Annotated in this window: 17 protein-coding genes; 10 read left to right on the plus strand and 7 right to left on the minus strand. The window is 71.9% G+C overall.

Features of this window, described 5'->3' with window-relative positions:
* Window positions 1–8 precede the first annotated feature (8 nt).
* Entirely contained in the window at window positions 9–941 is a 933-nt protein-coding gene (locus ACH4SE_RS32015) for an ROK family protein (protein WP_398547040.1), read from the minus strand.
* On the minus strand, window positions 938–2,659 hold the full coding sequence (locus tag ACH4SE_RS32020; RefSeq protein WP_398547041.1) for a class I mannose-6-phosphate isomerase: 1,722 nt from the start codon (window positions 2,657–2,659) through the stop codon (window positions 938–940). Before ACH4SE_RS32020 ends, ACH4SE_RS32015 begins: the two co-directional genes overlap by 4 nt.
* A 296-nt stretch (window positions 2,660–2,955) precedes the next feature.
* Between ACH4SE_RS32020 and ACH4SE_RS32025 the strand changes: the two genes are divergently transcribed.
* The 5 genes from ACH4SE_RS32025 to ACH4SE_RS32045 all read left to right on the plus strand — a co-directional run bounded on the left by ACH4SE_RS32025 (window position 2,956) and on the right by ACH4SE_RS32045 (window position 10,582).
* Window positions 2,956–4,269, plus strand: coding sequence for an ABC transporter substrate-binding protein (locus ACH4SE_RS32025; protein ID WP_398547042.1), 1,314 nt, complete (start codon window positions 2,956–2,958; stop codon window positions 4,267–4,269).
* The gene (locus ACH4SE_RS32030) at window positions 4,266–5,228 is read left to right on the plus strand and encodes a carbohydrate ABC transporter permease (protein WP_398547043.1); all 963 of its coding nucleotides are present in this window, start codon (window positions 4,266–4,268) and stop codon (window positions 5,226–5,228) included. The genes ACH4SE_RS32025 and ACH4SE_RS32030 overlap by 4 nt, the downstream gene beginning before the upstream one ends.
* Entirely contained in the window at window positions 5,225–6,046 is an 822-nt protein-coding gene (locus ACH4SE_RS32035; protein ID WP_398547044.1) for a carbohydrate ABC transporter permease, read from the plus strand. Before ACH4SE_RS32030 ends, ACH4SE_RS32035 begins: the two co-directional genes overlap by 4 nt.
* A 37-nt stretch (window positions 6,047–6,083) precedes the next feature.
* Window positions 6,084–7,313: a glycoside hydrolase family 76 protein gene (locus ACH4SE_RS32040; RefSeq protein ID WP_398547045.1), complete on the plus strand. Its 1,230-nt coding sequence runs from the start codon at window positions 6,084–6,086 to the stop codon at window positions 7,311–7,313.
* A 77-nt stretch (window positions 7,314–7,390) separates the two neighbouring features.
* Window positions 7,391–10,582, plus strand: a complete 3,192-nt coding sequence (locus ACH4SE_RS32045) for an alpha-mannosidase (protein WP_398547046.1) — start codon at window positions 7,391–7,393, stop codon at window positions 10,580–10,582.
* A 236-nt stretch (window positions 10,583–10,818) separates the two neighbouring features.
* On the opposite strand, the gene ACH4SE_RS32050 is transcribed toward ACH4SE_RS32045, so the two are convergent.
* The 3 genes from ACH4SE_RS32050 to ACH4SE_RS32060 all read right to left on the minus strand — a co-directional run bounded on the left by ACH4SE_RS32050 (window position 10,819) and on the right by ACH4SE_RS32060 (window position 13,340).
* Window positions 10,819–10,995 carry a hypothetical protein gene (locus ACH4SE_RS32050; RefSeq protein ID WP_398547047.1) on the minus strand — a complete coding sequence of 59 codons (177 nt, stop codon included), beginning with the start codon at window positions 10,993–10,995 and terminating at the stop codon, window positions 10,819–10,821.
* Between the two features lie 118 nt (window positions 10,996–11,113).
* A complete protein-coding gene (locus ACH4SE_RS32055; RefSeq protein WP_398547048.1) occupies window positions 11,114–12,514 on the minus strand; it encodes a DUF1254 domain-containing protein in 1,401 nt (466 codons plus the stop codon).
* A 634-nt stretch (window positions 12,515–13,148) separates the two neighbouring features.
* Window positions 13,149–13,340 (minus strand): DUF2283 domain-containing protein, encoded by a 192-nt coding sequence (locus ACH4SE_RS32060; RefSeq protein ID WP_398547049.1) that lies wholly within the window; start codon window positions 13,338–13,340, stop codon window positions 13,149–13,151.
* Between the two features lie 376 nt (window positions 13,341–13,716).
* Here ACH4SE_RS32060 and ACH4SE_RS32065 point away from each other — a divergent pair, with 376 nt between their 5' ends.
* On the plus strand, window positions 13,717–13,953 hold the full coding sequence (locus tag ACH4SE_RS32065) for a DUF1918 domain-containing protein (RefSeq protein ID WP_398547050.1): 237 nt from the start codon (window positions 13,717–13,719) through the stop codon (window positions 13,951–13,953).
* 392 nt (window positions 13,954–14,345) lie between these two features.
* Window positions 14,346–14,981, plus strand: a complete 636-nt coding sequence (locus tag ACH4SE_RS32070) for a hypothetical protein (RefSeq protein WP_398547051.1) — start codon at window positions 14,346–14,348, stop codon at window positions 14,979–14,981.
* Between the two features lie 34 nt (window positions 14,982–15,015).
* Here the strand turns inward: ACH4SE_RS32070 and ACH4SE_RS32075 are convergent, their stop codons facing one another.
* A complete protein-coding gene (locus ACH4SE_RS32075; protein WP_398547052.1) occupies window positions 15,016–16,086 on the minus strand; it encodes a hypothetical protein in 1,071 nt (356 codons plus the stop codon).
* Window positions 16,087–16,184: 98 nt separating this feature from the next.
* On the opposite strand from ACH4SE_RS32075, the gene ACH4SE_RS32080 reads away from it, so the two are divergent.
* From ACH4SE_RS32080 to ACH4SE_RS32090, 3 genes are all read left to right on the plus strand, one after another.
* Entirely contained in the window at window positions 16,185–19,823 is a 3,639-nt protein-coding gene (locus ACH4SE_RS32080) for a hydantoinase B/oxoprolinase family protein (RefSeq protein WP_398547053.1), read from the plus strand.
* Window positions 19,824–20,172: 349 nt separating this feature from the next.
* Window positions 20,173–20,820, plus strand: coding sequence for a cellulose binding domain-containing protein (locus ACH4SE_RS32085; RefSeq protein ID WP_398547054.1), 648 nt, complete (start codon window positions 20,173–20,175; stop codon window positions 20,818–20,820).
* A 57-nt stretch (window positions 20,821–20,877) separates the two neighbouring features.
* A complete protein-coding gene (locus ACH4SE_RS32090; RefSeq protein ID WP_398547055.1) occupies window positions 20,878–22,029 on the plus strand; it encodes a cellulase family glycosylhydrolase in 1,152 nt (383 codons plus the stop codon).
* A 703-nt stretch (window positions 22,030–22,732) separates the two neighbouring features.
* Here the strand turns inward: ACH4SE_RS32090 and ACH4SE_RS32095 are convergent.
* Window positions 22,733–23,491, minus strand: coding sequence for a sigma 54 modulation/S30EA ribosomal C-terminal domain-containing protein (locus tag ACH4SE_RS32095; RefSeq protein ID WP_398547056.1), 759 nt, complete (start codon window positions 23,489–23,491; stop codon window positions 22,733–22,735).
* Window positions 23,492–23,678 lie beyond the last annotated feature (187 nt).

Raw genomic sequence — 23,678 nt, forward strand, 5'->3', positions numbered from 1 at the left:
CACTCTCATCATGCGGGGTCCGGCGCGTCCTGAGCCCATCGGGCGGCCCCGATCAACGGCGCCTCCTCCGGAAGTCCGGCCGGCAGGACGCTCACCACCGCCCTGTTCGCCGCGGGCAGCCCGTCGGTGAAAGCAGTGTGGACCAGCTCCCACGACCGGGCCATCGACCCGCCGATGACCACGCAGGTGGCCTCGAACCGGTCGATCCAGGGGCCCAGGGCCTGGCCGAGCGTGCCGAAAGCGTACTCGAAGGCCTCGGCGGCCACGGGGTCCCCGCCCTGGGCACGTGCGGCGATCTCCCGGACGTCCGGGACCTCGGGGCCGTCCGGCAGAGCCGCCCGGCGGGCGTAGCGCGCGCGGATGGCGCGGCGGGAGACGGCGTCCTCCAACGGCCCGCCGTGCACGGTGAGGTGGTGGACGAATCCCTCGGGCGGAACCCGGGGGTCGTCGTGGACGAGCCGACCGCGTTCGAGGAACGACGACCCGACGCCGGTGCCCAGCGTCAGGCACACGACGCGGTCGTGCCCGGCGGCGGCGCCGGCCCGGTACTCCCCGAGTCCGAAGGCGTCGGCGTCGTTGAGGAAGCACAGCCGCTCGGCGCGACCGCCCAGGCGCCGGCGCAGACCGGCCGCCACGTCCACGCCGGACAGCGACTCGAACTTGCCCACGCCCACGTAGCGGCCGATGCCGTTGTCGTAGTCGAAGGGGCCGGGCACGGCCACACCCCAGCAGGGCCGGTGCCCCGCCGGCAGCTCCAGCCCGGTGCGGGCGACGGTGCCGAGGACGGCGTCGGCCGTACCGTGCGAGTCCAGGGGCCTGCGGATCACGGACGACGGAACGGGGCGGCCGGTGTCCGGGGCGACGAGCGCGGCGGTGACGTGCGTACCGCCGACCTCCAGCACGGGGACCGGCGCGGCCGGACCCGCGGCGGCAGCGGTCACTGCTCGACCACCAGGGCCTTCACGACGTGCACCTCGTCGGGCCCCACGGGGCGGACACGGTAGGAACCCACCGCGGCGGGGACCGTGAGGGTCTCGGCGAAGGCCAGGAAGTGACTGCGGCCGTCACCGGTCTCGACGACCGCCCCCCGGCCCGCGGAGACGTTGAGGATGTGGAAGCGGCCTGCCGTGTCGTCGACGACATCGGTGTCGGGGGAAACGACGAGGCGGTGCACCGCGTAGAACATCTCCGGCAGCGCGCCGATGACCTCCTCGCGCCAGCCCTCACCGGCGCGCACCGTACGCGGCTGCTGGATCAGATCCCTCGTCACGTGGTCGCCGCGCCGGGAGGCGTCCAGATTCGCGAAGCCGTGCTCGTACGGCAGGGGCCGGGAGGCGCCGGCGGCGTCCTTGCGGAGCCAGTCGTACAAGCGCAGGGAGTACAGGTACGGCGTCGCGCTCACCTCCAGCACCAGGTTGCCCGCGCCGGAGGCGTGCGGCGTGCCCGCCGGAATCATGAACAGCTGGCCCACCGCGGCCGGGTGGCTCTGCACATGGTCCGCCACCGGCAGCGGGGTGCCGGTGGCGATGGCATCCTCCACCTGCCGGCGCAGGACGTCGAGGTCGGCGTGCTCGGTGAGGCCGAGCAGCACCTGGGCTCCCGGCTCCGCGGCGGTGACGTAGTACGTCTCGTGCTGGGTGTACGGCCATCCGAACACCTCCCGCATGTACTGCTCCTGCGGGTGGAGGTGCAGCGACAGGTTGCCGCCGCCCATCGTGTCGAGGTAGTCGAACCGGATCGGGAAGGAGGTGCCGAAGCGGTCGTGCACCTCCCGGCCGAGCATGTCCTCAGGGTGACACACGCACAGCAGCTGGAACGGGACCTCGATCTGCGCGCCGTGCCGCTCGCCGACGAGGACTCCCGCCTCGGGGGCGATCAGCTCGTACCCCAGGGCCGTGTTGCCCCCGCCCGGGGTGAAGCCCAGTTCGGTCGCCGCCCACTGGCCCCCCCACGGGGTGGAGTTGAAGTACGGCCGGGTGCGCACCGGGCCCCGGGCCAGGTGTGCCAGGGTGCGGCGCAGCGCGGCGCCGTCCAGGGAGGCGGGCCCGCTCGGGTCCTGGAGGTCGATCCACCGGTCGACCTGTCCGGCGATGGCGTCCCGGTGCCGGTCGAGGACGGGCCAGTCGGTGTAGAACAGGCGCACGAGGTCGCCGGGCTCGCCGGGGCGGCCGAGATTGACGCCGACCGGCAGGTCCTTGCCGGCCACGGCGGCCTCGGCGTACCGCTTGGGCAGGTCCGCGTACCAGAGCAGGTCCCACTCGCAGAGCGCCGCGCCCGGCCCGAACACCAGCACGACCCCGTCGCCGGCGGGCTTCACCGGCGCGGGCACGGCGTCGAAGAGGTCCGCGAGGTTCGCCTCGGACAGCGGGGTGAAGAACGGGTCGTCGGCGGGGACGGGCCGGGCCTTCAGCCGCTCGGCGCCGGACGGCGCATGGTGGTCACGCACGTCCAGGAGTTCCACCTCACGTCCCGCGGAGCGCAGGGCCGCCGCCAGGCCGTCGGCCAGCGCATCCCAGTCGGCCGCGGAGGGCCCGTCCACGGACAGGACGAGCGGACCGGCGGGCAGCCCGCCGACCGCCGCCGGCCAGCCGGCCACCACCTGCCCGTCAACCGGTCCGTAGCTGGGGTGGGGGTCGTACGAACGAGACGCGGACTGCACATCGGCTCCTCACCAAGTCACCAAGAGTCCGTTAACGATAACAGCTCTCGGCTGAAGTTGGTCACCCCCCTTAGACCGTGGATTCTCGCTCCCTAAAACGCCTTTGACCTGCATTGTTGCTGGCGGAGCGGGGCGTGGAGCCGTGTTTTCGGCACGGAAGTCTTGCCTTCAACCGAATGGTGTCGTTAACCTCCACGCAACGTGTACTCGATGCTCCAGGGAGTTTGCGAGTACCCGTGTGCCCCGTGGGGCATATCCGGCCACTTGTGGTGGCCCGATTCGGCGAAGGGTGATCAATGTCAGCATCGGGCAGGACCCGCCGTGCGGCTGTGCCGCTCGCGCGGCGCAGCCTCCTCGCCGGGATGGCCGCGGGCGCGGCCTCCCTCGCGCTCCAGGGGTGTGCTCGCGGCGAGAGCACCTCCGCGCAGCCGGGCACCACGAGCCTCTCCAACGACAACGCCACCTGGGACGACGGCTATCGCGCCGCCGGGCGCACGCTGAAGGGGCTCACCGGCTACGCCCTGCGCCCGCTGTCCAACCCCTCGGTGACGTCGTATCAGCAGGTCGTGCAGATGACCCTGCAGACGTCGAAGGCCTCCGACCTGGTCAAATGGGCATCCGGCTACCAGCTCAAGCGGCTGGCGCGCACGGGCGGGCTCACGGACCTGACAGGGGTCTGGGACAGGTACGTGGCCAAGGGGTGGGTGCGCGAGGCCTCACGGGACGCCGTGTCCTACCGCGGAACGGTCCACGGCATCCCGATCTACGAGTCGTACTACGTGCTGTTCTACAACAAGCACGTGTTCGCGAAGCTGGGGCTGTCGGCCCCGGGTACCTGGGCGGAACTGCTGCACTGCGCGGAAGTCCTCAAGCGCAACAAGATCACGCCGTTCCTCGCCAGCCAGGTCGGCGGCTGGCCCGCGATCGAGTGGTTCCAGGAGCTGGTCACCAAGGTCGACCCGCACTTCTACCAGAAGCTGGTGACCGGTGAGGCCTCCTACACCGACCCCCGGGCCCGCCAGGCGATGGACATCTGGCAGGACTTCATGCGCAAGGGATGGATGACGCCGCCCGACTTCGACCAGGCGCGCGGCCCCGGCGCGTTGAAGGCCGGCACCGTCGGCATGTTCCTGCACGGCACCTGGCAGTCGCAGGGGATCGCCGCGGCCGGCATGAAACCCGGTGTCGACTACGACGCCTGCATCCTTCCCACCGTGCGGACGTCCACCCCCAAGAGCGTGATCGCCGAGTCGGGAGTGTTCGTCGTCCCCCAACGCGCCTCCTCGCACGGCGCCGCGATGGCCAACGCCGCTGCCTGGCTCACACCCTCGGTGCAGCGGGTCTGGAGCGACTTCCTCCAGGACAGCTCGGCGAACCCGACGGTACGTGCGAGCAACCCGGTCGTGGCGAAACTCCAGCAGGACATCGCCCGGGAGCGCCGCATCCCGCTGATCCGCTACTGGGAGGCCAGCCCTCCGAGCCTCATCCAGGGCAACACCGACGACCTGGGCGGCTTCATGGCCGGCCAGACCTCTCCGGCCACCACGCTGCGCCGGATGCAGGAGCGTGCACAAGACGAATGGGCGGCCTGGAGGCGCGACGAGGCATGAGCACTTCGACAACCGAAAGAGACCTCCCCGCCGCCGGCGGCGGAAGGCAGGCGCAGTCCCCCGGTGACGCCCGGCGGCCCCTCCTGTCACGTTCCCGGCTCGACCCGCGTGAACGGATGGCCGCAGGCACCTTCATGGCCCCGGCGGTGCTCCTGGTCGTGGCCTTCCTGATCCTCCCGTTCGTCTGGACGATCTACCGCAGCTTCTTCAGCGACTCACGGACCTCGCCCTTCAGCTGGTTCGACAACTACTCGCGGTTCGCCTCCGACCCGGCGTTGTCCCGCTCCGTCCAGAACACACTGATGTGGGTCGCCGGCACGGTCGTGCTGCCCTTCGTGCTCGGTCTGGCCATCGCCGTCATGACCAACGCCACCCGCTGGTCCCGCGCCGCGCGGCTGTGCGTGGTACTGCCCTACGCGCTCTCGGGTGCCGCGGTGGCGGTGGTCTGGAACTTCATGCTCACCACCGACGGCGCCGTCAACCAGGTTCTGACGAACCTGCACATGGGCTCGCTGGCACACGGCTGGCTGCTGACGTGGCCGGGCAACACCATCGTGATGATCCTGGCCAACGCCTGGCAGGCCACCGGGGTGGCGGTCATCCTCTTCCTCGTCGGCCTCCAGTCCATCCCGCCGGAGACGCTCGAGGCGGGCGCGCTGGACGGCGCCGGGAGCTGGCAGCAGTTCCGCTACATCGTGCTCCCGCAGCTCAGGCCGGTGTCGATCATCGTGATCGGCATGAGCCTCGTCAACGGCCTCAAGTCGTTCGACCTGATCTGGGTGCTCACCCAGGGCGGTCCGGGGCGGGCCACGGAAACACTCGCGGTGTCCATGTACAACGAGACCTTCCTTGAGCTGCGGCCCGGCGTGGGAGCCGCGATCGCGGTCGTCCTCACCGTGATCGTGCTGGCGGCCTCCTGGCTGTACCTGCGCCGCCAACTGGACGTGAAAGGCGAATGACCATGTCTCTCGGCCGAGTTCTGCGAAACGGCACCGTCGTGGTGCTCGCCGCACTGTGGCTGATCCCCACGTGGCTCCTCGTGGTCAACGCCATGGTGCCCGCGGGAAGCTACTCCGGTAGCCCGCACTGGCTGCCGGGACACTTCGGGCTGTTCGGCAACATGTCCCAGGCCTGGGACAAGGCCAACCTCGGACCGGCGTTCGGCAACAGCGCGCTGTACGCCACCGTCAGCGCCGTGGCCGCCGCCGTCGTGGCCTCGGGTGCCGCCTTCGCCACGATCATCATGCCGGTCAAGCGGCGGGTGCTGTGGTTCTGGGTGATCTACTCCGGCACCCTGCTGCCGCTGCAGGTCTTCATCCGGCCGCTGTTCGTCGAGTACGCCCGCTCCTCCCTGTACGACACCCAGATCGGCCTCATCCTGATCTACACGGCCATCGCGGTTCCCTTTGCGTTCTTCGTCATGCGCAACTACGCGCTGACGCTGCCGCGCGAGGTCGTGGAGGCCGCGCGTATGGACGGCGCGTCGTGGTGGCGGGTGTTCTGGCAGATCCACGTCCCGCTGACCAAGTCCGCGATGGTCGCCGTGTTCGTGTTCCAGTTCGTGGCCGTCTGGAACGACCTGATGTTCGGCATCACGCTCACCACGAGCCGCAACATCCGGCCTGTCATGGCCGCGCTCGCCGACCTCCAGGGCAACTACTCCAACGTAGGACCCCCGATCGTCCTGGCCGGCGCCCTCCTGGTCTCGCTGCCGACGCTGGTGCTGTTCATCTCCGCCCAGCGCTACTTCGTCAGCAGCCTGAAGATCCACAGCTGATCCGCACCCCTCCTCCTCCGTTCGAGAAGAGAACGCCATGCTGAGATCGACGCTCCGCCACACCACGGTCACCGCGCTCTGCGCCGGACTGCTGTGGACCGCCGTCCCCGCGCACGCCCAGTCCGCCCACGACGCCCACTCCCCTCGCACGGTCGCCTCGGCCCAGTGGGCCGACCGGGCCACCGACGCCTACCGGGCGCTGCAGGCGAATCTCTACCAGGGCGCCGACGGTCACGGCCTCTACCTGGAGCGCGCGCCCCGGCAGGCCGGGGATCCCGCGCACTCCTACCTGTGGCCGATGCGGGAGGCCGCGGCCGCGGCCGTGGACATGCAGCAGCTCCCGAAGACCGGCCCGTCCTACCGCCGGGACGCGACGCAGCGCTTCGACACCGTCGAGTTGTACTTCGCCCCCGGTGACCGGCCGGGCTACCAGTCCTACCTGCCCGCCCCCCTCGGATCGGGCGGCGACGCCTACTACGACGACAACGCCGTGGTCGGCCTGAGCGAGCTCGACCAGTACGAGGCCACCGGCGACAGCACGTACCTCGACCGGGCCGAGCAGATCGTACCCATCGTCGCCCGCGCCTGGGACGACGACAGCGCCAAGGCCTGCCCGGGCGGCATGGACTGGTTCGACTCGCCCGGCAACACCGTCCGCGCCACCAACGTCACCGCGCTGTCCGCCCAGCTCGCCGCCAGGCTGTACGAGGACACCCGCGACATCGCCTACCTGCACGCCGCCGAGACGTGGTACGGCTGGGTGTACTCGTGCATGCGGCAGTCCCCCGGCCTCTACGTCAACGACCGCGGCGACGACGGCAGCACCGACCCGACCCTGTGGAGCTACAACTCGGGCTCCATGATCGGTGCGGCCGTGGCCCTCTACCGCGGCACCGGCGACGCCGGCTATCTGGACAAGGCCGTCGAGGACGCCCGGGGCTCACTGGCGCACTGGACCCAGGCCACCCGCCTGCACGACCAGCCGGCGATCTTCAACGCCTTCTACTTCAAGGACCTGCTCGCCCTCGACGCCGTGCGACCCGACCCGTCGTACCTGCAGGCGGCCACCGGCTACGCGGACAGCACCTACGCCACCAACCGGGACACCGCGACCGGTCTGTTCCGCTTCCAGCCCTCGGGCGGCGGCGACTACGACGCCACCGCGCCGGCCGAAACCCTGGAGCAGTCCGCCATGGTCCAGATCTTCGCCACCCTGGCCCGCGCCACCGGGCAGGGCCGTCAGCCGGGCCACACCGCGGCCTCCTGACCCGCGGCGGCAGGAACACCCGCACCAGCCGCCCGACGTACCACCCACGACACCCGACACGAAGGACACCCACGGCCATGCCCAAGCCACCGCTGACCAGGCCCTCCTGGTGGGACTCCGACATCGCGCGCGATCTCCTGCGCGACCGCGTGGCCGTCACCACAGGTATCAGCGGCTGGGAGGTACGGCTCACCGGGGAGCCCCTGCTGCGCCGGAGCAGCAGGGGCGACCTCCTCCAGTCCGTCCGGCTGGGCGTACGCCGCTCCGGCACGGGGGACGGCGCGCCGCTGATCACGCGTGCCCGCGTCAGAACCGAGGGCGGCGCCCCCCTGCACTGCGAGATCCTTCCCGGCCCCGGGGACGACGTCCGCATCCTGATACCGGAGGTGGACGCCCCCACGGTCGTACGGATCGAACTCCCCGACCTCGGCGAGGACTTCGTCGTCGACTTCCAGGCGCACCCGCAGCGTCACTGGACGCTGCACCTGGTGCAGCACTCCCACCTCGACATCGGCTACACCGACCCCCAGGGCCGGGTGCTGGCCGAGCACCGCGGCTACCTCGACTCGCTGCTCGAACTGTGCGACGACACCGACGACTGGCCGGAGGCCGCCCGTTTCCGCTGGGCCGTGGAGGGCTTCCACTCCTTCCAGGACTGGCGGGCGAACCGCCCCGACCGCCAGATCGGGAGCTTCCTCGACCGGGTCCGCGAAGGCCGCATCGAGCTGACGGCCATGCCGTTCAACCTCCACACGGAGACCTGCTCCACCGACGAGCTGCACGAGCTCCTGCGCCCCATGACGGAACTGCGCGACCGGCACGGCCTCGACATCCGTACCGCCATGCAGACCGACGTGCCGGGCCAGGTGGTCGGCCTGCCCGACGTCCTGGCCGGCAACGGCATCCGCTACCTGTCCGTCGCCCACAACTGGGCCGGACGCGCCCAGCCGCACCTGGTCGGAGGAGAGCGGCTGCCCCGGCTGTTCCGCTGGCAGGCCCCCAGCGGCAACAGCGTCCTGGTCTGGCGCACCGACACCCCGCACGGCCTGGCCTACATGGAAGGCTCCATCCTCGGCTTCGACGAGTCCTACGACCGGGTCGACGACCTCCTGCCCGCCTACCTCGGCGCCATGGCCCTGTTCCCGTACCCGCACCAGGGTCCGGGGATACCCGGCTTCCCCGCCCTCGGCCACACCCCCGACGCCGACCCGTACCCGTGGGATGTCCTGCACCTGCGCGTGCTGGGCAAGTTCGCCGACAACGGCCCGCCCCGCCGGATCATCTCGGACACGGTGCGCCGGTGGAACGAGGAGTGGGCCTACCCCCAGCTGCGCGCCTCCCGCCACCAGGACTTCTTCGAGGACGCCGAGAAGCGGGTCGGCGACCGCCTGGAGACCTACCAGGGTGACTGGAGCGACTGGTGGGTCGACGGTGTCGGTGCCGGCGCGGTCCCGCTGGCCGCCACCCGCCGCGGCCAGGCCGCCCTCGCCGAGGCGCAGACCGTCGCCGGCTACGCCCAACTGCTGGGCGTGCCCGGCAGCACGTCCGTCACCGAGGCGGCGCCCACGGTCTACCGCGCGGCCTCGCTGTTCAACGAACACACCTGGGGCGCCGGGGATCCCTGGACCCACGGCGACCACGGGCACGGCTCCGGCGAGACGCAGTGGCACTGGAAGTACGCCCAGGCCCTGCGCGCCCACGACGAGGCGGAGACGCTGCTCGACTCCGCGAGGGCCCTCCTCGGCGAGGCCCTCCCGCCCGAGCCGGGCGCCCTTGCCTCCTTCTACGTGGTGAACACCTGCAGCTGGCCGCGCACGGAGACCGCCCGCCTCTTCCTGCCGGAGAGCACCGCCGGGCTGGGCGACGCCGTCCGGGTCCTCGACGCACGTACCGGCGCGCCCCTGCCCGTGGCGGAGGAGGCCCAGAGCAACGAGCGCCACCGGGCGGCCGGCCGGTTCCTGAACGTGCCGGTGGCCGACGTGCCGGCATGCGGCGCCGTCCGGCTGGACATCGTCCCCGCCGCTGACACCGCCGCCGGCACCACCGCTGCCGTCCCGTGCACCACGGGCACGCCCGCGGACGCCACCGTCCTGGAGAACGACCACCTGCGCGTCACCGTGGACCTGGGCGGGGCCTGCATCGGATCCGTCATCGACAAGCACACCGGACGCGAACTCGTCCGGCAGGACGCCACCATCGGTTTCAACGGCTACGTGTACGACGAGTACGCCACTGCCGGCGGCTTCAACCACCAGTCCAGCAAGACCGTCGCCGACGACTCGATGCACCTGCTGGCCTCACGTCGCGTCGCGCCGCCCGCGGCCCTCGTCGAGCGCACCTGCGACGCCACGGGACACACGCTGGTGTACGAGTGCGCCCCCGCGGGCACCCGCCGGCTGCGCGTCACGGTGCACCTCCCGCACGGTGCGGCACGCCTCGACATCGACAACCGCATCGACAAGCCCGCGACGCTGACCAAGGAAAGCGCCTTCTTCGCCTTCCCCTTCGCACTGGAGGACCCCGCGGTGCGCATGGAGGCCACCGGCGGTGTCACCGGCACCGGGCTGGCAACGGTACCGGGATCCGCGGCCCACATGCGTGCCGTCCGGCGCTGGATCGCCCTCACCGACGGGACCCAGCACGCCGTGCTGACCACGACCGACGCCCCGCTCGTCCAACTCGGCGGCATCGCCATCCCCTACGTCCCCTACCCGCAATCGCTGGCCCAGGAGGAGCCGGCCACCGTCTTCTCGTGGGTGCACAACAACATCTGGGACACGAACTTCCCCGCCGAGCAGGCATTCGACCAGAGCTTCCGCTACAGCGTCGGCTTCGAGGCCACCGAGGCCACCGAGGCCACCGAGGCCACCGCGAGCCCCGCCACAGCGGCCGGGGAACGACTGGCGGCGCGCACTGCGGCCGTCACCGGCCACCCGCTGGTCACGGTGCGCGCCCGCGACGAGGCCGGCGGGCCGTCACCTGCGCAGGTGCGGTTCCTCACCGTGGACGATCCCCGCGTCCGCCTTGTGGGCCTGACGTCCCCGGACGAGGGTGTCCTGATGGTCCGTCTGCAGTCCCTGACCGAGGTGCCGATCACCTGCCGACTGGCAACGCCGTTCCCCGTCACCCAGGCGTTCTGCACCAACTACCTCGGCCTCGCGGGGCACGAACTCGGCCTGGAACCCGGCGGCGTGGTCCCGGTCGAGGTGCCCGCGCTCGGGACCGCGGCGGTCACCCTTCGCCTGCGCTCCGCCGCGGAGCAGGGGTGACGCAGCGTCGGTGCATGAGGTAAAGGACACGGCGGGCGTGAGAAAGACGGCAGCCCCGTCCGCCGGGCCTTCCACCCGGCCAGGGCGTCCTGGGGCGGGGGTTGCTGTGCAGAAACGGTGAGCCGTCTGGCGGGAGGGCATGCGCGTACGCGCGTTCGTCGCGATCACAGTTGCGGGCTCTGCTGCCGCCCAGGAGTGGGCATCGTGCGCCACCAGCGCGGTGTCGGTCCGCGGGGTCAGGCGAGGGCGGCGGCCCACGGGGCGCAGACGGCGACGATGACGGCGACGCGGACGTCATGGAAGCGGTCCCAGGGGTTCATCCGCTGCTTCCCGCCAGCGGGCCGGTTCTCGGGAGTCGACGTCTTGAGCCGGCCGGAGGTGGTCGGTTTCTCCCACGGCCGGCGCAGGTCCACGGCGAGGGGGCGGGAACCGGGCTGACGGCGATGCCGGCGGCGGGCGCCGGCAGGGAGCCGATGGCTTCACCCACGGCTTCCCCCTCCGTCGCGGGCCGGGCCCGTCGGCGGCCCTGCGTCAGTTCGATGCCCGCAGGACCGCCGGAGGGCGCCAGGTGCCGTCGAGAGCGGCCGGCTCGGGCCAGTACGCGCGCAGATAGAGCGAGAACCGGCCGGCTGGTGACGGCAGCCAGTTGGCGTGGAATCGCTTGTCGGCCGGCGCACGGGTGCCGGCGTACAGGGTGAGGGAACCGTCGTCGTCGAGCACCAGGGTCGTGTTCTTGGTTCCGAGCGAGTAGCGGGCAAGGTCGTTGGGGTGGAAGAAGTGGTGTTCGTTGTAGAGCGTCACCGACCAGAAGCCTTTCACCGGCGGGAGGGCGCCCGCGGGGAAGGTGAGCGTGTAGGCGTGGTCCCCGGTGAGCAGGTTCCCTTCGGCGTCGCAGTCCTGGTAGAAGTACGCCGTCTCACGCGGGGTGTTGACGAAGATGTTGGCCTTGCCCATGGCCGTGCGGTTGAGGTAGTCGCCGCCGAAGGCGGCGCCGTTGGCCTGGGTGCTCCAGTGGTGGTCGAGCGGGACACCGATGTTGCGGAACTCGAACAGTTCCCGGACCAGGGTGGCGTCCGTGTCGGCTGCCGCCTGACGCAGCACGTCGGCAGCGTGCCGGCTGACGGCGGCCGCGTCCAGTAGCGAGTGGAAGATCGCGTACAGGGCCTCCTCGCCCGGGCGGGCGGGTACCTCGTCGAGCACCTCGGGAAGGATGTCGAAGAAGGTACCCGGGTCGACCCACTGGGTCTCCCGCTCTCCGCCGGTGGCGTCACCCGCGGGATAGGACGGGGCCTTGGACCAGTCGGTCCTGCGGAGTTGTCCGGTGTACTCGGCGAGCGGGTAGGCCATGATCTGGTCGACGACCGGCCGGACCGCGGCCCGGTCCTCGTCGGTGTCGTTCATGAAGACCCGGGGGATGCACGCCCCGGCCCGGGTGTCATACCGGAACACGCCGGCGATGCCGTCGGGGACCTGTCCGCTCCAGCCGGACGGCGCCAGGAGGTAGCAGCCGGGCTTCGTGCCGTACATGGAGCCGAGCTGTGCGAAGGCGTCAGTGCGCTGGTCGACCACCTGGTAGACCCAGAACCTGGTGCCGAAGTCGGGGACCTGCACCACCGAGGGGCCGCGCCTGGCGTCCAGGATGCCGAAGCCGTAGACCACGTCCTGGTTCGGGCAGGCCACGATGCGCTCGTCGGGGGTGATGTAGTCGTGCAGCATCCCCACCGTCCCGGGCGGCCCGGCGGGCACCGTGCCGCCCAGCAGCCCGGGAGCGGGCACCTTCTCCATGATCGTCAGCCGGTTGTGCAGGTTCACCAGCGGCCAACCCCACAGATAGGCGTTGCGGCCCAGGGTGCGCAGGTATTCGTCGGTCATCCTCGAGCCGGGGACCGGAGGCGCGAGCCGGGCGGGGGCGTCGGGATCGGCGGGCGGCATGACTCCACGGTAGGAAGGCCTACGCGTCGCCGCCGACCGCGGATGGGCCGTTGGGGGTGCACCTCGCGCGGCCGGCGTCACCGAGGATGGTGGGCGGCTCGACAGCGCCCGGGGGGCGCGCACCGGCCCGGAGGTTCACCGCGCGGGTCCCGTCCCGCCCGTTCACGTCCAGTAGGGCGGCAGGGGCCTCCCACCGGCGGCAGCGTGATCGACGTGCGCACGTGCCCGGGAACGGGCCGGCCGGGCGGTGAACACGGCAGCGGCCTACCCCCGGGGCCGTCCGGCATCGCCATGGCGCACCGCCCGGCGTCCGGGCAAAGGGGAAGCGGCCCCTCCTGGGGAGGTACCTGCACCGTTTGCGCGACGGTGCTGCCGTTGTACGTGTCGTCACCGGAAAAGGTGACGGTGTAGACGGCCGGGCCCGCCGCCATGGGGGACGTCCGCGATCTGGAGGATGCCGTCGGCGGCGACCGCGCGCGTACCGATGAGGCCGGTGCCGTCTGGCGGGTGACGGCCACGGAGCTGTTCCAACCTGCGGTAGGTCACACCGCGGCCGCCGCCCAGATCCGTGCCCGCCGGTTCATGAGCCTTCAGTGTCCAGCCGCTCCGCGGAGTCGAGCAGGTACGTGGACAGTTAGTAACTGGCCGCCAACACCTCGATGCCGAAGAGGCGGCCCTGCTCGTCGAAGTCGAGGTTGATCATGCCGTCAACGTCCACCGGATCGCAGGGATACGTGCGCGCGGACTTCACAAGGGCCGGCGGTTCGGTGAGGTAGACGTACGCTGCGTCCACAGTCTTGTCGTAGGTGACTTTGACCTCTGCCACGTTGGGCGGGCTCCCTTGCTGTCGTGTGCTGGCGGCCCTGATTCTGTCCCTTCTCCCGGGCCCCCCGGGAGCCGCCGCACCGGGCCGAGCGGCGCTGGCCCCGGCCAGGTCAGCCCTGCTGCGACGAGCCGCCTCGGCGGTGCGGCCACCGCGCGGTCCCGAACCGCGGGAAGGGGCCGTGCCTGCCGCGGCCGTCGCCGAACCGCCCACGCGGTGGGCGTGTCCGGCGCTGCCGACCCTCCTCGGAGGTGGGGGTCATGGGCTCCGGCGCACACGTGCCGGTGCGACGACGGCCGCTCCAGCCCGGCAGGACCGCACCGCATTTGCCGCTTCCGCCAGGAGTGCGGAGGCTGGAGAGAGCAGGAGGGAGCACGCCATGCATGCCGAGGTAGGAGACTGGATCGTGGTCGAGGCCCTGCATCTCGACGGCCCGAGGCGCAGGGGGCAGATCGTGGGCGTGGAGCATTCCGACGGCACACCTCCGTACGTCGTGCACTGGACCGAGAACGACCGTGAGACGGTCTTCTTCCCGGGTCCGGAGGCGCACCTGGCCCCGGCCTCAGGGCGCCGGTTCGCCGCCGACAGGCGCACGCGGGAGCGTGGGCAGTCGTAGGCACCGCCCGGGAGGCGGGACCCCGCGGAAAGGACGCGCGAACGCTGGTGGCCCGGCGACTTCGAGGATGTCCTCCGAGCCTTCCGGCCGCTCGCCGGTGAGCCCCCGAGGAGACGCCGAGGACGATGCCCACGGGGGACGAGTTCCCCGGATGCGCTCCGGCAAGGACGTGGACGTCACGGTCCGTGGTGGTGGGTGACCGTCACGGGTCGGAGCGCCCGGGTGAGCGCGCCCTGTGCGACCCGCCGGGGCCCGGGATGCCCGGCTTTGGCGGGACCGAACGGACAGGCGCATCACACGGGCTCTCCCATCGCCGCAGCCGTCGCCGAACGTGATTAACTGAGCACGTTCCGCGGTCAGCGGGTGCCTTCCGCGGCGAGAGGAGGCGGCGTATGACCGGGCCCGAAGACGATCGGCTCCGCGAGGTCGCGGCTCTGTGCGGGGCGGCCCTGCGGGCGGCCCGGACGGCTCTGGGCGCTGCGACGGAGGTCATCGGAGGAGACGGGGACGGGGAGCGCGTGAAGGCCTCCGACGCCGCCCTGCACGAGCTGCGCGACGCCGTGGAATGCCTCCTGCTCGACGGTACGGCGACCGCCGGGCTGCGTGCGGCGGTGGCCGCGGCGCATGCCGGGGGTGACATGGGACGGGTGGGCGAGCTGGTCCAGCAGGTCGCGGAGATGGCCTGGTCGTGGCATCCGGGGGGACAGGGGGTGCCGCCTGCCGTTCACGCGGCGGTGACGGCGCTGGGCGGGGAGGCGACGGAGCTCGTGGAACGCGCGGCGGAGGTCGTGGAGCGCACCGGCGGGCCCGGCGGGGCGCCGCCGGACGCCGACCCCCTGGAAGAGCTGGACCTGCGGCTCGCGGGGATCTCCGGACGCCAGCGGTCCCTGGACGAAGCCCTGGTGGCCGACGGGCCGCGGACCAGTGCACCGGATGCCGTCGACATCGCCCTCCTGGGGCGCTGCTACGAAGGCTGTGCCTGGCACTCCGTTGCCGCCGTCCGGCATCTCGTCCTGCTGGCGTCCTGACCCTCGCCCGCCGCGGGTACGGCGCTGCCCGGGTTCACGGCAGCCCCGCGACCTCCGTCAGACGGACGAGGTCACGCTGCACGTCATGTCGCAGGACGTCACCGCGGTGTGCGACCACGAGCGTGGCGTGCAGGGGGTCCTCCAGGTCGACCGCGAGCCGCCCGTCCACGGCGAAGCGGCCCAGCAGCGCCGCGGCCCTCTGCGCGTAGCCCGCCGAGGCCTCGTGGGCCACCTCGGTGACCAGACCGCCGGAGCCGACAACGGTGACGCCGGGCGGTACCGTCACCGCCGTGCCCCGGCGGACCCGGGCGACACTCCCACCGTCGGGCTCGGCCGTGGTGTCCACGACGACCGAGCCGGGTGCCATGGCGGCGAGTGCACCCCCGCCCACCAGCACCTCCGGCATGCCCGGTGAGAGGTCCCGGGCCGTGACGACGACGATGTCGGCATCGGGCAGCACCCTCAGCAGGGAACGCGGCGTGCCGTCCCGCTCCCGCGGGCCGGCGGTGTCGCAGACCGTCGTCACGGCGCCCAGCGTGCGGGCGGTGTGCGCGGCCTGGAGGCCGGCGGGGCCACCGCCGGCCACCAGCACCCGCACGGGCGGGAACCGGCGTCCGGTGTCGGATCCGGGCAGGTGCCGCCCGCTGTGCAGGAGTCCGGTCAGTACCGCCTGACGTCCGGTGATGCGTGCCTGCTGGGCGGCGGCGTCCATGTCGGCGAGGTCACCGGGCGCCTCGGCAAGGAGGTCGAAGCTCACCGCGGTGATCCCGCGTTCCGCCCAGAAGCGGACGATCAGCGCGTTCCGCAACGGGCGGAGCAGGCCCGCCACCATCTGGCCGCGGCGTGTCCCCGGCCCGGTCGAACCGGCGGGGAGCCCGACCCCGAGGAGAACGTCCGCTCGGCCCGTCACGTCCGCCCGGCAGAGAACTTCGGCACCCGCGCGCACGTACGCGCCGTCACCGTAACCGGCCGGGTGTCCGGCGCCGGCCTCGACGGCGACCCGGGCGCCGAGCGCCCGCAGCGCGCCGACCGCGGCCGGTACGACGGCCACGCGCCGCTCGCCCGGGCCGGTCTCCGCACACACGCCGACCATGAACGACGCCACTTCGACCACCTCTCCGGAAAGGGATACCCGATTCCCGGGAGCATGGTGCCGATATTTCCTTTTTGCACCCATATCCGCCCCACCTTGATACTGGGGCCATGACGGATCGGCGCTGGCAGTTCTGGATCGACCGGGGCGGCACGTTCACGGACATCGTGGCCCGTAGCCCGGACGGGCGGCTGCTGGCGCAGAAGCTCCTGTCGGACGATCCGGCCCGCTACCGCGACGCGGCGGTGGCCGGCATCCGCCGGGCGCTCGGCCTGGGGACGGACGACCCCGTGCCCGCGTCGCTGGTGGAGACCGTACGGATGGGTACGACGGTGGCGACCAACGCGCTGCTGGAGCGCACCGGGGAGCGGGTCCTCCTCGTCGTCACCCGGGGGTTCCGGGACGCACTGCGGATCGGGTACCAGAACCGGCCGCGGATCTTCGCACGCCGCATCCGCACAGCCGAGCAGCTCTACGAGCGGGTGGTCGAGGTCGACGAGCGGATCGCCGCCGACGGGACCGTGGTGCGCCGCGCCGACCTCGCGCGGCTGGAGGACGACCTGCTGGCCGCCTACGACACGGGCATCCGGTCCGTGGCCGTGGCCTGCCTGCACAGTCACCGGAACCCTGCTCACGAGCACGCCGTCGGCGAGCTGGCCCGCCGTGTCGGGTTTCCTCAGGTGTCCCTGTCCAGCGAGATCAGCCCGCTGATGAAGCTGGTGCCCCGCGGCGACACGGCAGTCGTCGACGCCTACCTGTCACCGGTCCTCCGCAGTTACGTGGAAGAGGTCGCACGGCAGATGCCAGGGGTGCGGCTGATGTTCATGCAGTCCAACGGGGGGCTGGCGGAAGCCGGGCACTTCCGCGGGAAGGACGCGGTGCTCTCCGGCCCCGCGGGCGGCATCGTGGGAATGGCCCGGACGTCGGGGCGCGCGGGGTTCACCCGGGTGATCGGTTTCGACATGGGGGGCACGTCCACCGACGTGTCCCACTACGCGGGGGCGTACGAGCGCGTCCAGACCGCAGAGGTCGCCGGGGTACGGCTGCGGGCTCCCATGCTCGACATCCACACGGTCGCCGCTGGCGGGGGCTCCGTGCTGCACTTCGACAGCGGGCGCTACCGCGTCGGCCCGGATTCCGCCGGGGCCGTACCGGGGCCGGTCTGCTACCGCCTCGGCGGGCCGCTCACGGTCACCGACGCCAACGTCATGCTGGGCCGTGTCCAGCCCGGCCACTTCCCGCGGGTGTTCGGGCCCGACGGCGACCTGCCGCTGGACGCGGACGCGGTCCGCCGGCGTTTCACCGAACTCACCCGGCGGATCCGCCGCGAGACAGGGGACGACCGCACCCCGGAGCAGGTGGCCGAGGGCTACCTGCGTGTGGCGGTCACGAACATCGCCAACGCCGTCAAGCGCATCTCGGTGCAGAAGGGGCGTGACGTCACCGAGTACGTGCTGACGACCTTCGGTGGCGCCGGCGGTCAGCACGCCTGCGCCGTCGCGGACGCGCTCGGAATCCGCACCGTCCTCGTACCTCCGCACGCGGGGGTGCTCTCGGCGCTGGGCATCGGCCTGGCCGACGTGACGGCGATGCGGGAGAAGTCGGTCGAGCTCCCGCTCGCCGACGCGTCGATGCCCCCGATCCGCTCGGTGGCCGGCGCACTCGAGGCGGCCGCCCGCGACGAGCTGCGCGACGAGGGCGTCGACACCGGCCGGATCACCGTCGTGCACCGCGCGATGCTGCGCTACGAGGGAACGGACACCGCCCATCCGGTGGAACTCTCCGGTGCCCGCGACATGAGGCGGTCCTTCGAGGCGGAGCACCTTGCCCGGTACTCCTTCCTGATGGACCGTCCCCTCACCGTGGAATCCCTCTCGGTGGAGGCGCGGTGCGCCACCGAGTGGACCGTCCCGGATCCGGAGCGCCTGGCGGGCGGGGCCGCGGCGCAGGACACCGCGCCGATGTACTGTCGCGGATCCTGGCGCGACGTGCCGCTGCTGCAGCGGGAGGAGGTGCGCGCCGGAACCGTCGTCACCGGGCCCGCGATCGTCGTCGAGGCCAATGCCACCACGGTGGTGGACGACGGCTGGCAGGCGCAGGCCGGCGAACACGGCGAACTCCTCGTGCGGCGCGTGGCGTCCGGGTCCGGGCAGCGTATGGGGACCGAGGCCGATCCCGTGATGCTGGAGGTGTTCAACAACCTGTTCATGTCGATCGCCGAGCAGATGGGAGCCAGGCTGGAGTCCACCGCCCACTCGGTCAACATCAAGGAGCGGCTGGACTTCTCCTGCGCACTCTTCGACCCCGAGGGCAACCTGGTGGCGAACGCCCCGCACATCCCGGTGCACCTGGGGTCCATGGGCACCAGCGTCAAGGAGGTCATCCGCCGCAGGGGGGCCGCCATGCGGCCCGGGGACAGCTACGCGGTCAACGACCCCTACCACGGGGGCACACATCTGCCGGACGTCACCGTCATCACCCCCGTCTTCGACGAGAGAGGCCCGGACGGGCCTGCCCGGGTCCTCTTCCACGTCGCCTCCCGTGGCCACCACGCGGACATCGGCGGTCTCAGCCCTGGGTCCATGCCCGCGGACAGTCACCGTATCGAGGAGGAGGGCATCCTCTTCGACAACTGGCTGCTCGTCGAGAACGGCCGGCTCCGCGAGTCCGAGACACGGGAACTGCTCGCGAGCGGCCCCCACCCCTCGCGGAACGCGGACACCAACGTCGCCGACCTCAGCGCACAGGTCGCCGCCAATCGCAAGGGCGCCGAGGAGGTGGGCGCGATGATCGACCACTTCGGCCTCGACGTCGTCCAGGCCTACATGCGGCACGTGCAGGACAACGCAGAGGAGGCCGTCCGGCGGGTCATCGACCGGCTCGGCGACGGATCGTGCCGCTACGAGACCGACTCGGGCGCGGTGATCGCCGTGCAGATCCGTGTGGACCGCGCCGCCCGCGCCGCCACCGTCGACTTCACCGGAACCTCCCCGCAGCTCCCCAGCAACTTCAACGCCCCCACCGCCGTGGTGACGGCGGCGGTCCTGTACGTCTTCCGGTCGCTGGTGGACGACGACATCCCGCTCAACGACGGCAGCCTGCGCCCGCTGCGCATCGAGGTGCCGGACGCGTCGATGCTGGCGCCGGTCTACCCGGCCGCCGTGGTGGCCGGGAACGTCGAGACCTCGCAGGCGCTGGTCGGGGCCCTCTACCGGGCGATGGGCGTGCAGGCGGAAGGCTCGGGGACGATGAACAACGTCTCCTTCGGCAACGACCGGCACCAGTACTACGAGACCGTTGCCTCGGGAGCGGGTGCGGGCGACGGCTTCGACGGCGCCTCGGTCGTGCAGACACACATGACCAACTCCCGGCTCACCGACCCCGAGGTGCTCGAATGGCGCCATCCGGTCAGGGTGGAGGAGTTCGCCGTCCGCGAGGGCAGCGGAGGAGCCGGCCGCTGGAGAGGTGGCGACGGGGCGGTGCGGCGGATCCGCTTCCTGGAGCCCATGACGGTGAGCACCCTGGCCTCGCACCGCCGTGTGCCCCCGTACGGAATGGCGGGCGGGCTTCCCGGCGCGCCGGGAGCCGGGCGGGTGGAGCGTGCGGACGGCACCGTGTCCGTCCTGGCAGCGAGCGACGTGGTGCGCATGGAGCCGGGGGATGTCCTCGTGATCGAGACCCCCGGCGGTGGCGGATACGGCCCCGCCGGACGGCCCCGGGGGCAGGACCGCGACCCGGAGGGGGCGTGAGCCCGGAGTCCGCCCGGGGAGCAGGCAGCCGGACGCGCGAGGGCCGCCCGCCTCGTGCCGTCGACTCCGTGCCGGGCCCCTTGACAGATTAACCGCTTCACCATCACTCTCATCACGAAAAGTTTCGCCACCTCGCTGCGAGTCTCTGTTTCCTGATCTCCGCTGGCTGACCGACACGTCTCGCCCCCTGCGGGCCGAAGGCGGGCGGCTCCGCCATGCCTGAACGGGAACTGAAGCGCTTCATGTCACACGTCCTGTGACGACGACGCCCTGCCCTCCCGTCCCGCCGCCAGGGACGCGTCTCGGTGCCGGGACCGCGTCACGGTCCACCCAGGAGAGGAAGTAGGCAATGCTCGAGCGAGGAAGAGGACCGCGAGCCTGGCTCGCCGCGGTGCCGGTCCCCGCCGCGGTGCCGGCAGCGGCGGCGTCGACGCCGGACGCGCCCGCCGCCGCAGCTGCTTCCTGCGACGTCCGGTACGAGGTGACCCACGGCTGGGGCGGCGGCGCCACAGTGAACGTCGAGGTGACGAACAACGCCTCGACGGGGGTCAAAGCTCGGACGGTGGGCTGGAGTTGTCCCGGCGGTCAGACCGTCACCGACAGGTGGAACGCGACCAGGACCCGGACCGGTGCGGCTGTCACGGCGACGAACGCCGCCTACGACGCGGTCATCGCAGCCGGCGGCGGCACAGTCACGTTCGGCCTCGATCTCGCCTACGACGGCGCCGATCCCTCACCGACGGCGTTCACCCTCAACGGCACCCCGTGCGGCGGGCCGACGCCCACTCCGACTCCGACGGACACCGCGGCCACTCCCGCGCCGACCCCCACGGACAGCGCCCCCGCCGGCGATCTGGCACTGCACCGCCCGGCGTGGTCGTACGTCGTCGTGTGGGCGTCCCGGGACTGGGCCGGAAGCGGCAAGGACGTCCAGGGGCTGTGGAGGACCGCCATGGCGACCCGAGGACCGTCCCCGTCGACCAGCTGCCCGACATGACCAGGTGGTGAGCAGCGCTCGCCCCCTCCCCCCACCCACCCCCCACAGGAGCGAACCATGGCAAGAACCCTACGTTCGAGCGTGCCGCGCGCGGCCGTCGCCACCGTGCTCGCCGGACTGGCGGCGCTGTTCGTCCAGACCGCCGGTCCGGTCACGACCGCGCAGGCCGCGAGCACCGGCCTGCATGTCAGCAACGGAAGGATCGTTGAAGGCGACGGCGCGGACTTCGTGATGCGCGGAGCCAGCCACGCATACGTCTGGTACCCCGGCCAGAGCGCCGCCATCGGCGACATCGCCGCCAAGGGGGCCAACACCGTCCGCGTCGTCCTGGGCGGCGGCAACCGCTGGACCAGGACCGACGCCTCCCAGGTGGCGTCCCTCATCGGCCAGTGCAAGCAGAGCAAGGTCGTCTGCGTCCTGGAGGACCACGACACCACGGGATACGGCGAGGACGCGGCCGCCGCGTCCCTCGACCAGGCAGTTGCGTACTGGAAGAGCGTCAAGAGCGCGCTGGACGGCCAGGAGGCCTACACCGTCATCAACATCGGCAACGAGCCGTGGGGCAACACCAACTACGCCCAGTGGACCGCCGCCACCAAGAGCGCCGTCGCGCAGATGCGCGCTGCGGGCTTTCACCACGCGCTCATGGTCGACGGGCCGAACTGGGGCCAGGACTGGTCGGGCACGATGAAGGCGAACGCCGCGTCCGTGCTCGCCGCCGACCCCGACCGCAACACGATCTTCTCGGTGCACATGTACGGCGTCTACAACACCGCCGACAAGGTCACCGGCTACCTGGACGCCTACGTCAACGCCCACCTGCCCGTGGTCGTCGGCGAGTTCGGCTACCAGCACAGCGACGGTGACGTCGCGGAGGACGCCATCATGTCCACCGCCCAGGCCCGGGGCCTGGGGTACCTCGGCTGGTCGTGGAGCGGCAACGGCGGCGACGTCGCATACCTGGACATGAGCAACGGCTTCAACCCCAACTCCCTCACCTGGTGGGGCAACCGGATCTTCTACGGCAGCAACGGCATCTCCTCCACGGCCAGGAGGGCCGCCGTGTACGGCAGCAGCGGCTCGACCCCGGGAACGGCCCCCAACGGGTACCCGTACTGCGCCAACGGCAGCGCGACCGACCCGGACGGGGACGGCTGGGGCTGGGAGAACAACCGCTCCTGCGTGGTCCGGGGCGGTCCCGCCGACTGACACCCACGCGTAACCGCTTCCGGCTGCCGGCCGCGACGCGCGCCTCGTGCGGGCGTCGCAGCCGGCGGGACGGCTTGCCCACCGCATCGACGACGTCCGGGGTACGGGCTCTGACACGCGGCCGAGTCTCCCGGTCGCGGCGGGGTGCGCGGCGGCGCGCCGGGGGCCACGATGCGAGCGCGGGCGTGAACGTCCGGAGGCGATCGCCCTGAGGCACGCGTCGAGGCTCGGTCGGCCGCTCGGAGCTGGAGCCGGCTGAGACCTTGGGCTGTTGCGGTGTGGACCGTTGCCAGCTCGTCCGAGTTCCAGGTGCGGTCTCCTTCTGTGAGGACGAAATGCCCTGATGGCGATGATGCGGCCGAGCCGCCGCTCACCCGGTGGGGCGTTGTCCACGAGAACGGACACCCGTTCGGGAGGCACCAAGCGCACCGGCACGTGCGAACACCGCTTGAGCACCTGCCGCCGTTGAAGACGACGACTGGCACACGACGGTGGCGTGCGTCGTTCCCACGGGGGCGAGAAAACACGTTGGCCGGCCGGCGCCGAGTGGCGACCAGGGCCGGCGACTGCTCACTCTGGCAGGTCGCCCGTCTCAGCCCGGACGCCCCGGTGGCAGGGCGTCGCCACTGACGGTCGCAGGGCCCGATGAGCGGACCGTGCGACCGCCGGTGCTCGTACCGGTGTCCCAGCGGAACTGGTGCCGTCAGGCCGGGGTGATCAGGCCGTAGTGGCCGTCGCGACGGTGGTAGAGGACGTGTCCCCTGCCGGTTGTGGGATCGGCGAAGAAGAGATGGGGTGCCGCCGTGGCCTCGATGCGACGCACGGCCTCGGCCGTGAAGATCCGGGGGACGGGGTCCGGGCTCTGGGTGAGGGGGATGGCCGGGGGCGAAATGTAGCCGGATGGGGCGCCGCCCAGCTGGGCCATCCCGTATCCGTCGGCCCTGCGGTGGATGAGGCTGTCGGCTCCGGTGGCGGCGTCGGTGAAGAGGTAGAAGTCGAGGTCGAGAGCCTCCATGTCGAAGGCGGCCTGGTCCGGCGTCTGCGGCGAGAGCGCGACGGACTTGCGGCGTACGATGCGCCGCTCCCGCAACGGCACCCGGTGCCCGTGGTGGTTCGGCGCGGGGTCCGATCGGTGCCAGGTTCCGGCCTGGGGATCGGTGATCCGGGACAGGCGGCTGGTCAGCCGGTCCTTGAGCAGGTCGATCGCTTCGGGCATCGAGGCCGCCGTCACCTGGGCCCGCACCGGGCGTCCGTTGAGGTCGACCGAGGCGACGGCTGACGCGGGGCTGCCGGCCGGGCGGGCGGACTGGGTGAGCTTGACCCCGACCGCGTGCACCGGTGCACGCAGGCGCGCCACTACCGGAGCGATTTTGGCACGCGCGTAGTCGGAATCGCCCGCCGAGGTGCTTCCGCGGACCTGGACCTGCACGTGCACCCTGGCGGGCTCATGGCTGTGGTTCATTCGCCTCCTTGATCCACGACCATCGTTGTCCCGCCCGCGCCGCGGCACCAGGGCCGAGCGGTCTGGCGCACCGGGCCGTTCGGCCCAGGCCACGGGTGCGGCATGTTCGCGCCCCCGTCGCCGTTGTGACCGGATGACCAGGTCCACGGCCGGATCCGCCGGAACACCGAAACTGCGCTCGCCCAGC

This window comes from Streptomyces sp. NPDC020983, assembly GCF_044333485.1.
Classification (GTDB): Bacteria; Actinomycetota; Actinomycetes; order Streptomycetales; family Streptomycetaceae; genus Actinacidiphila.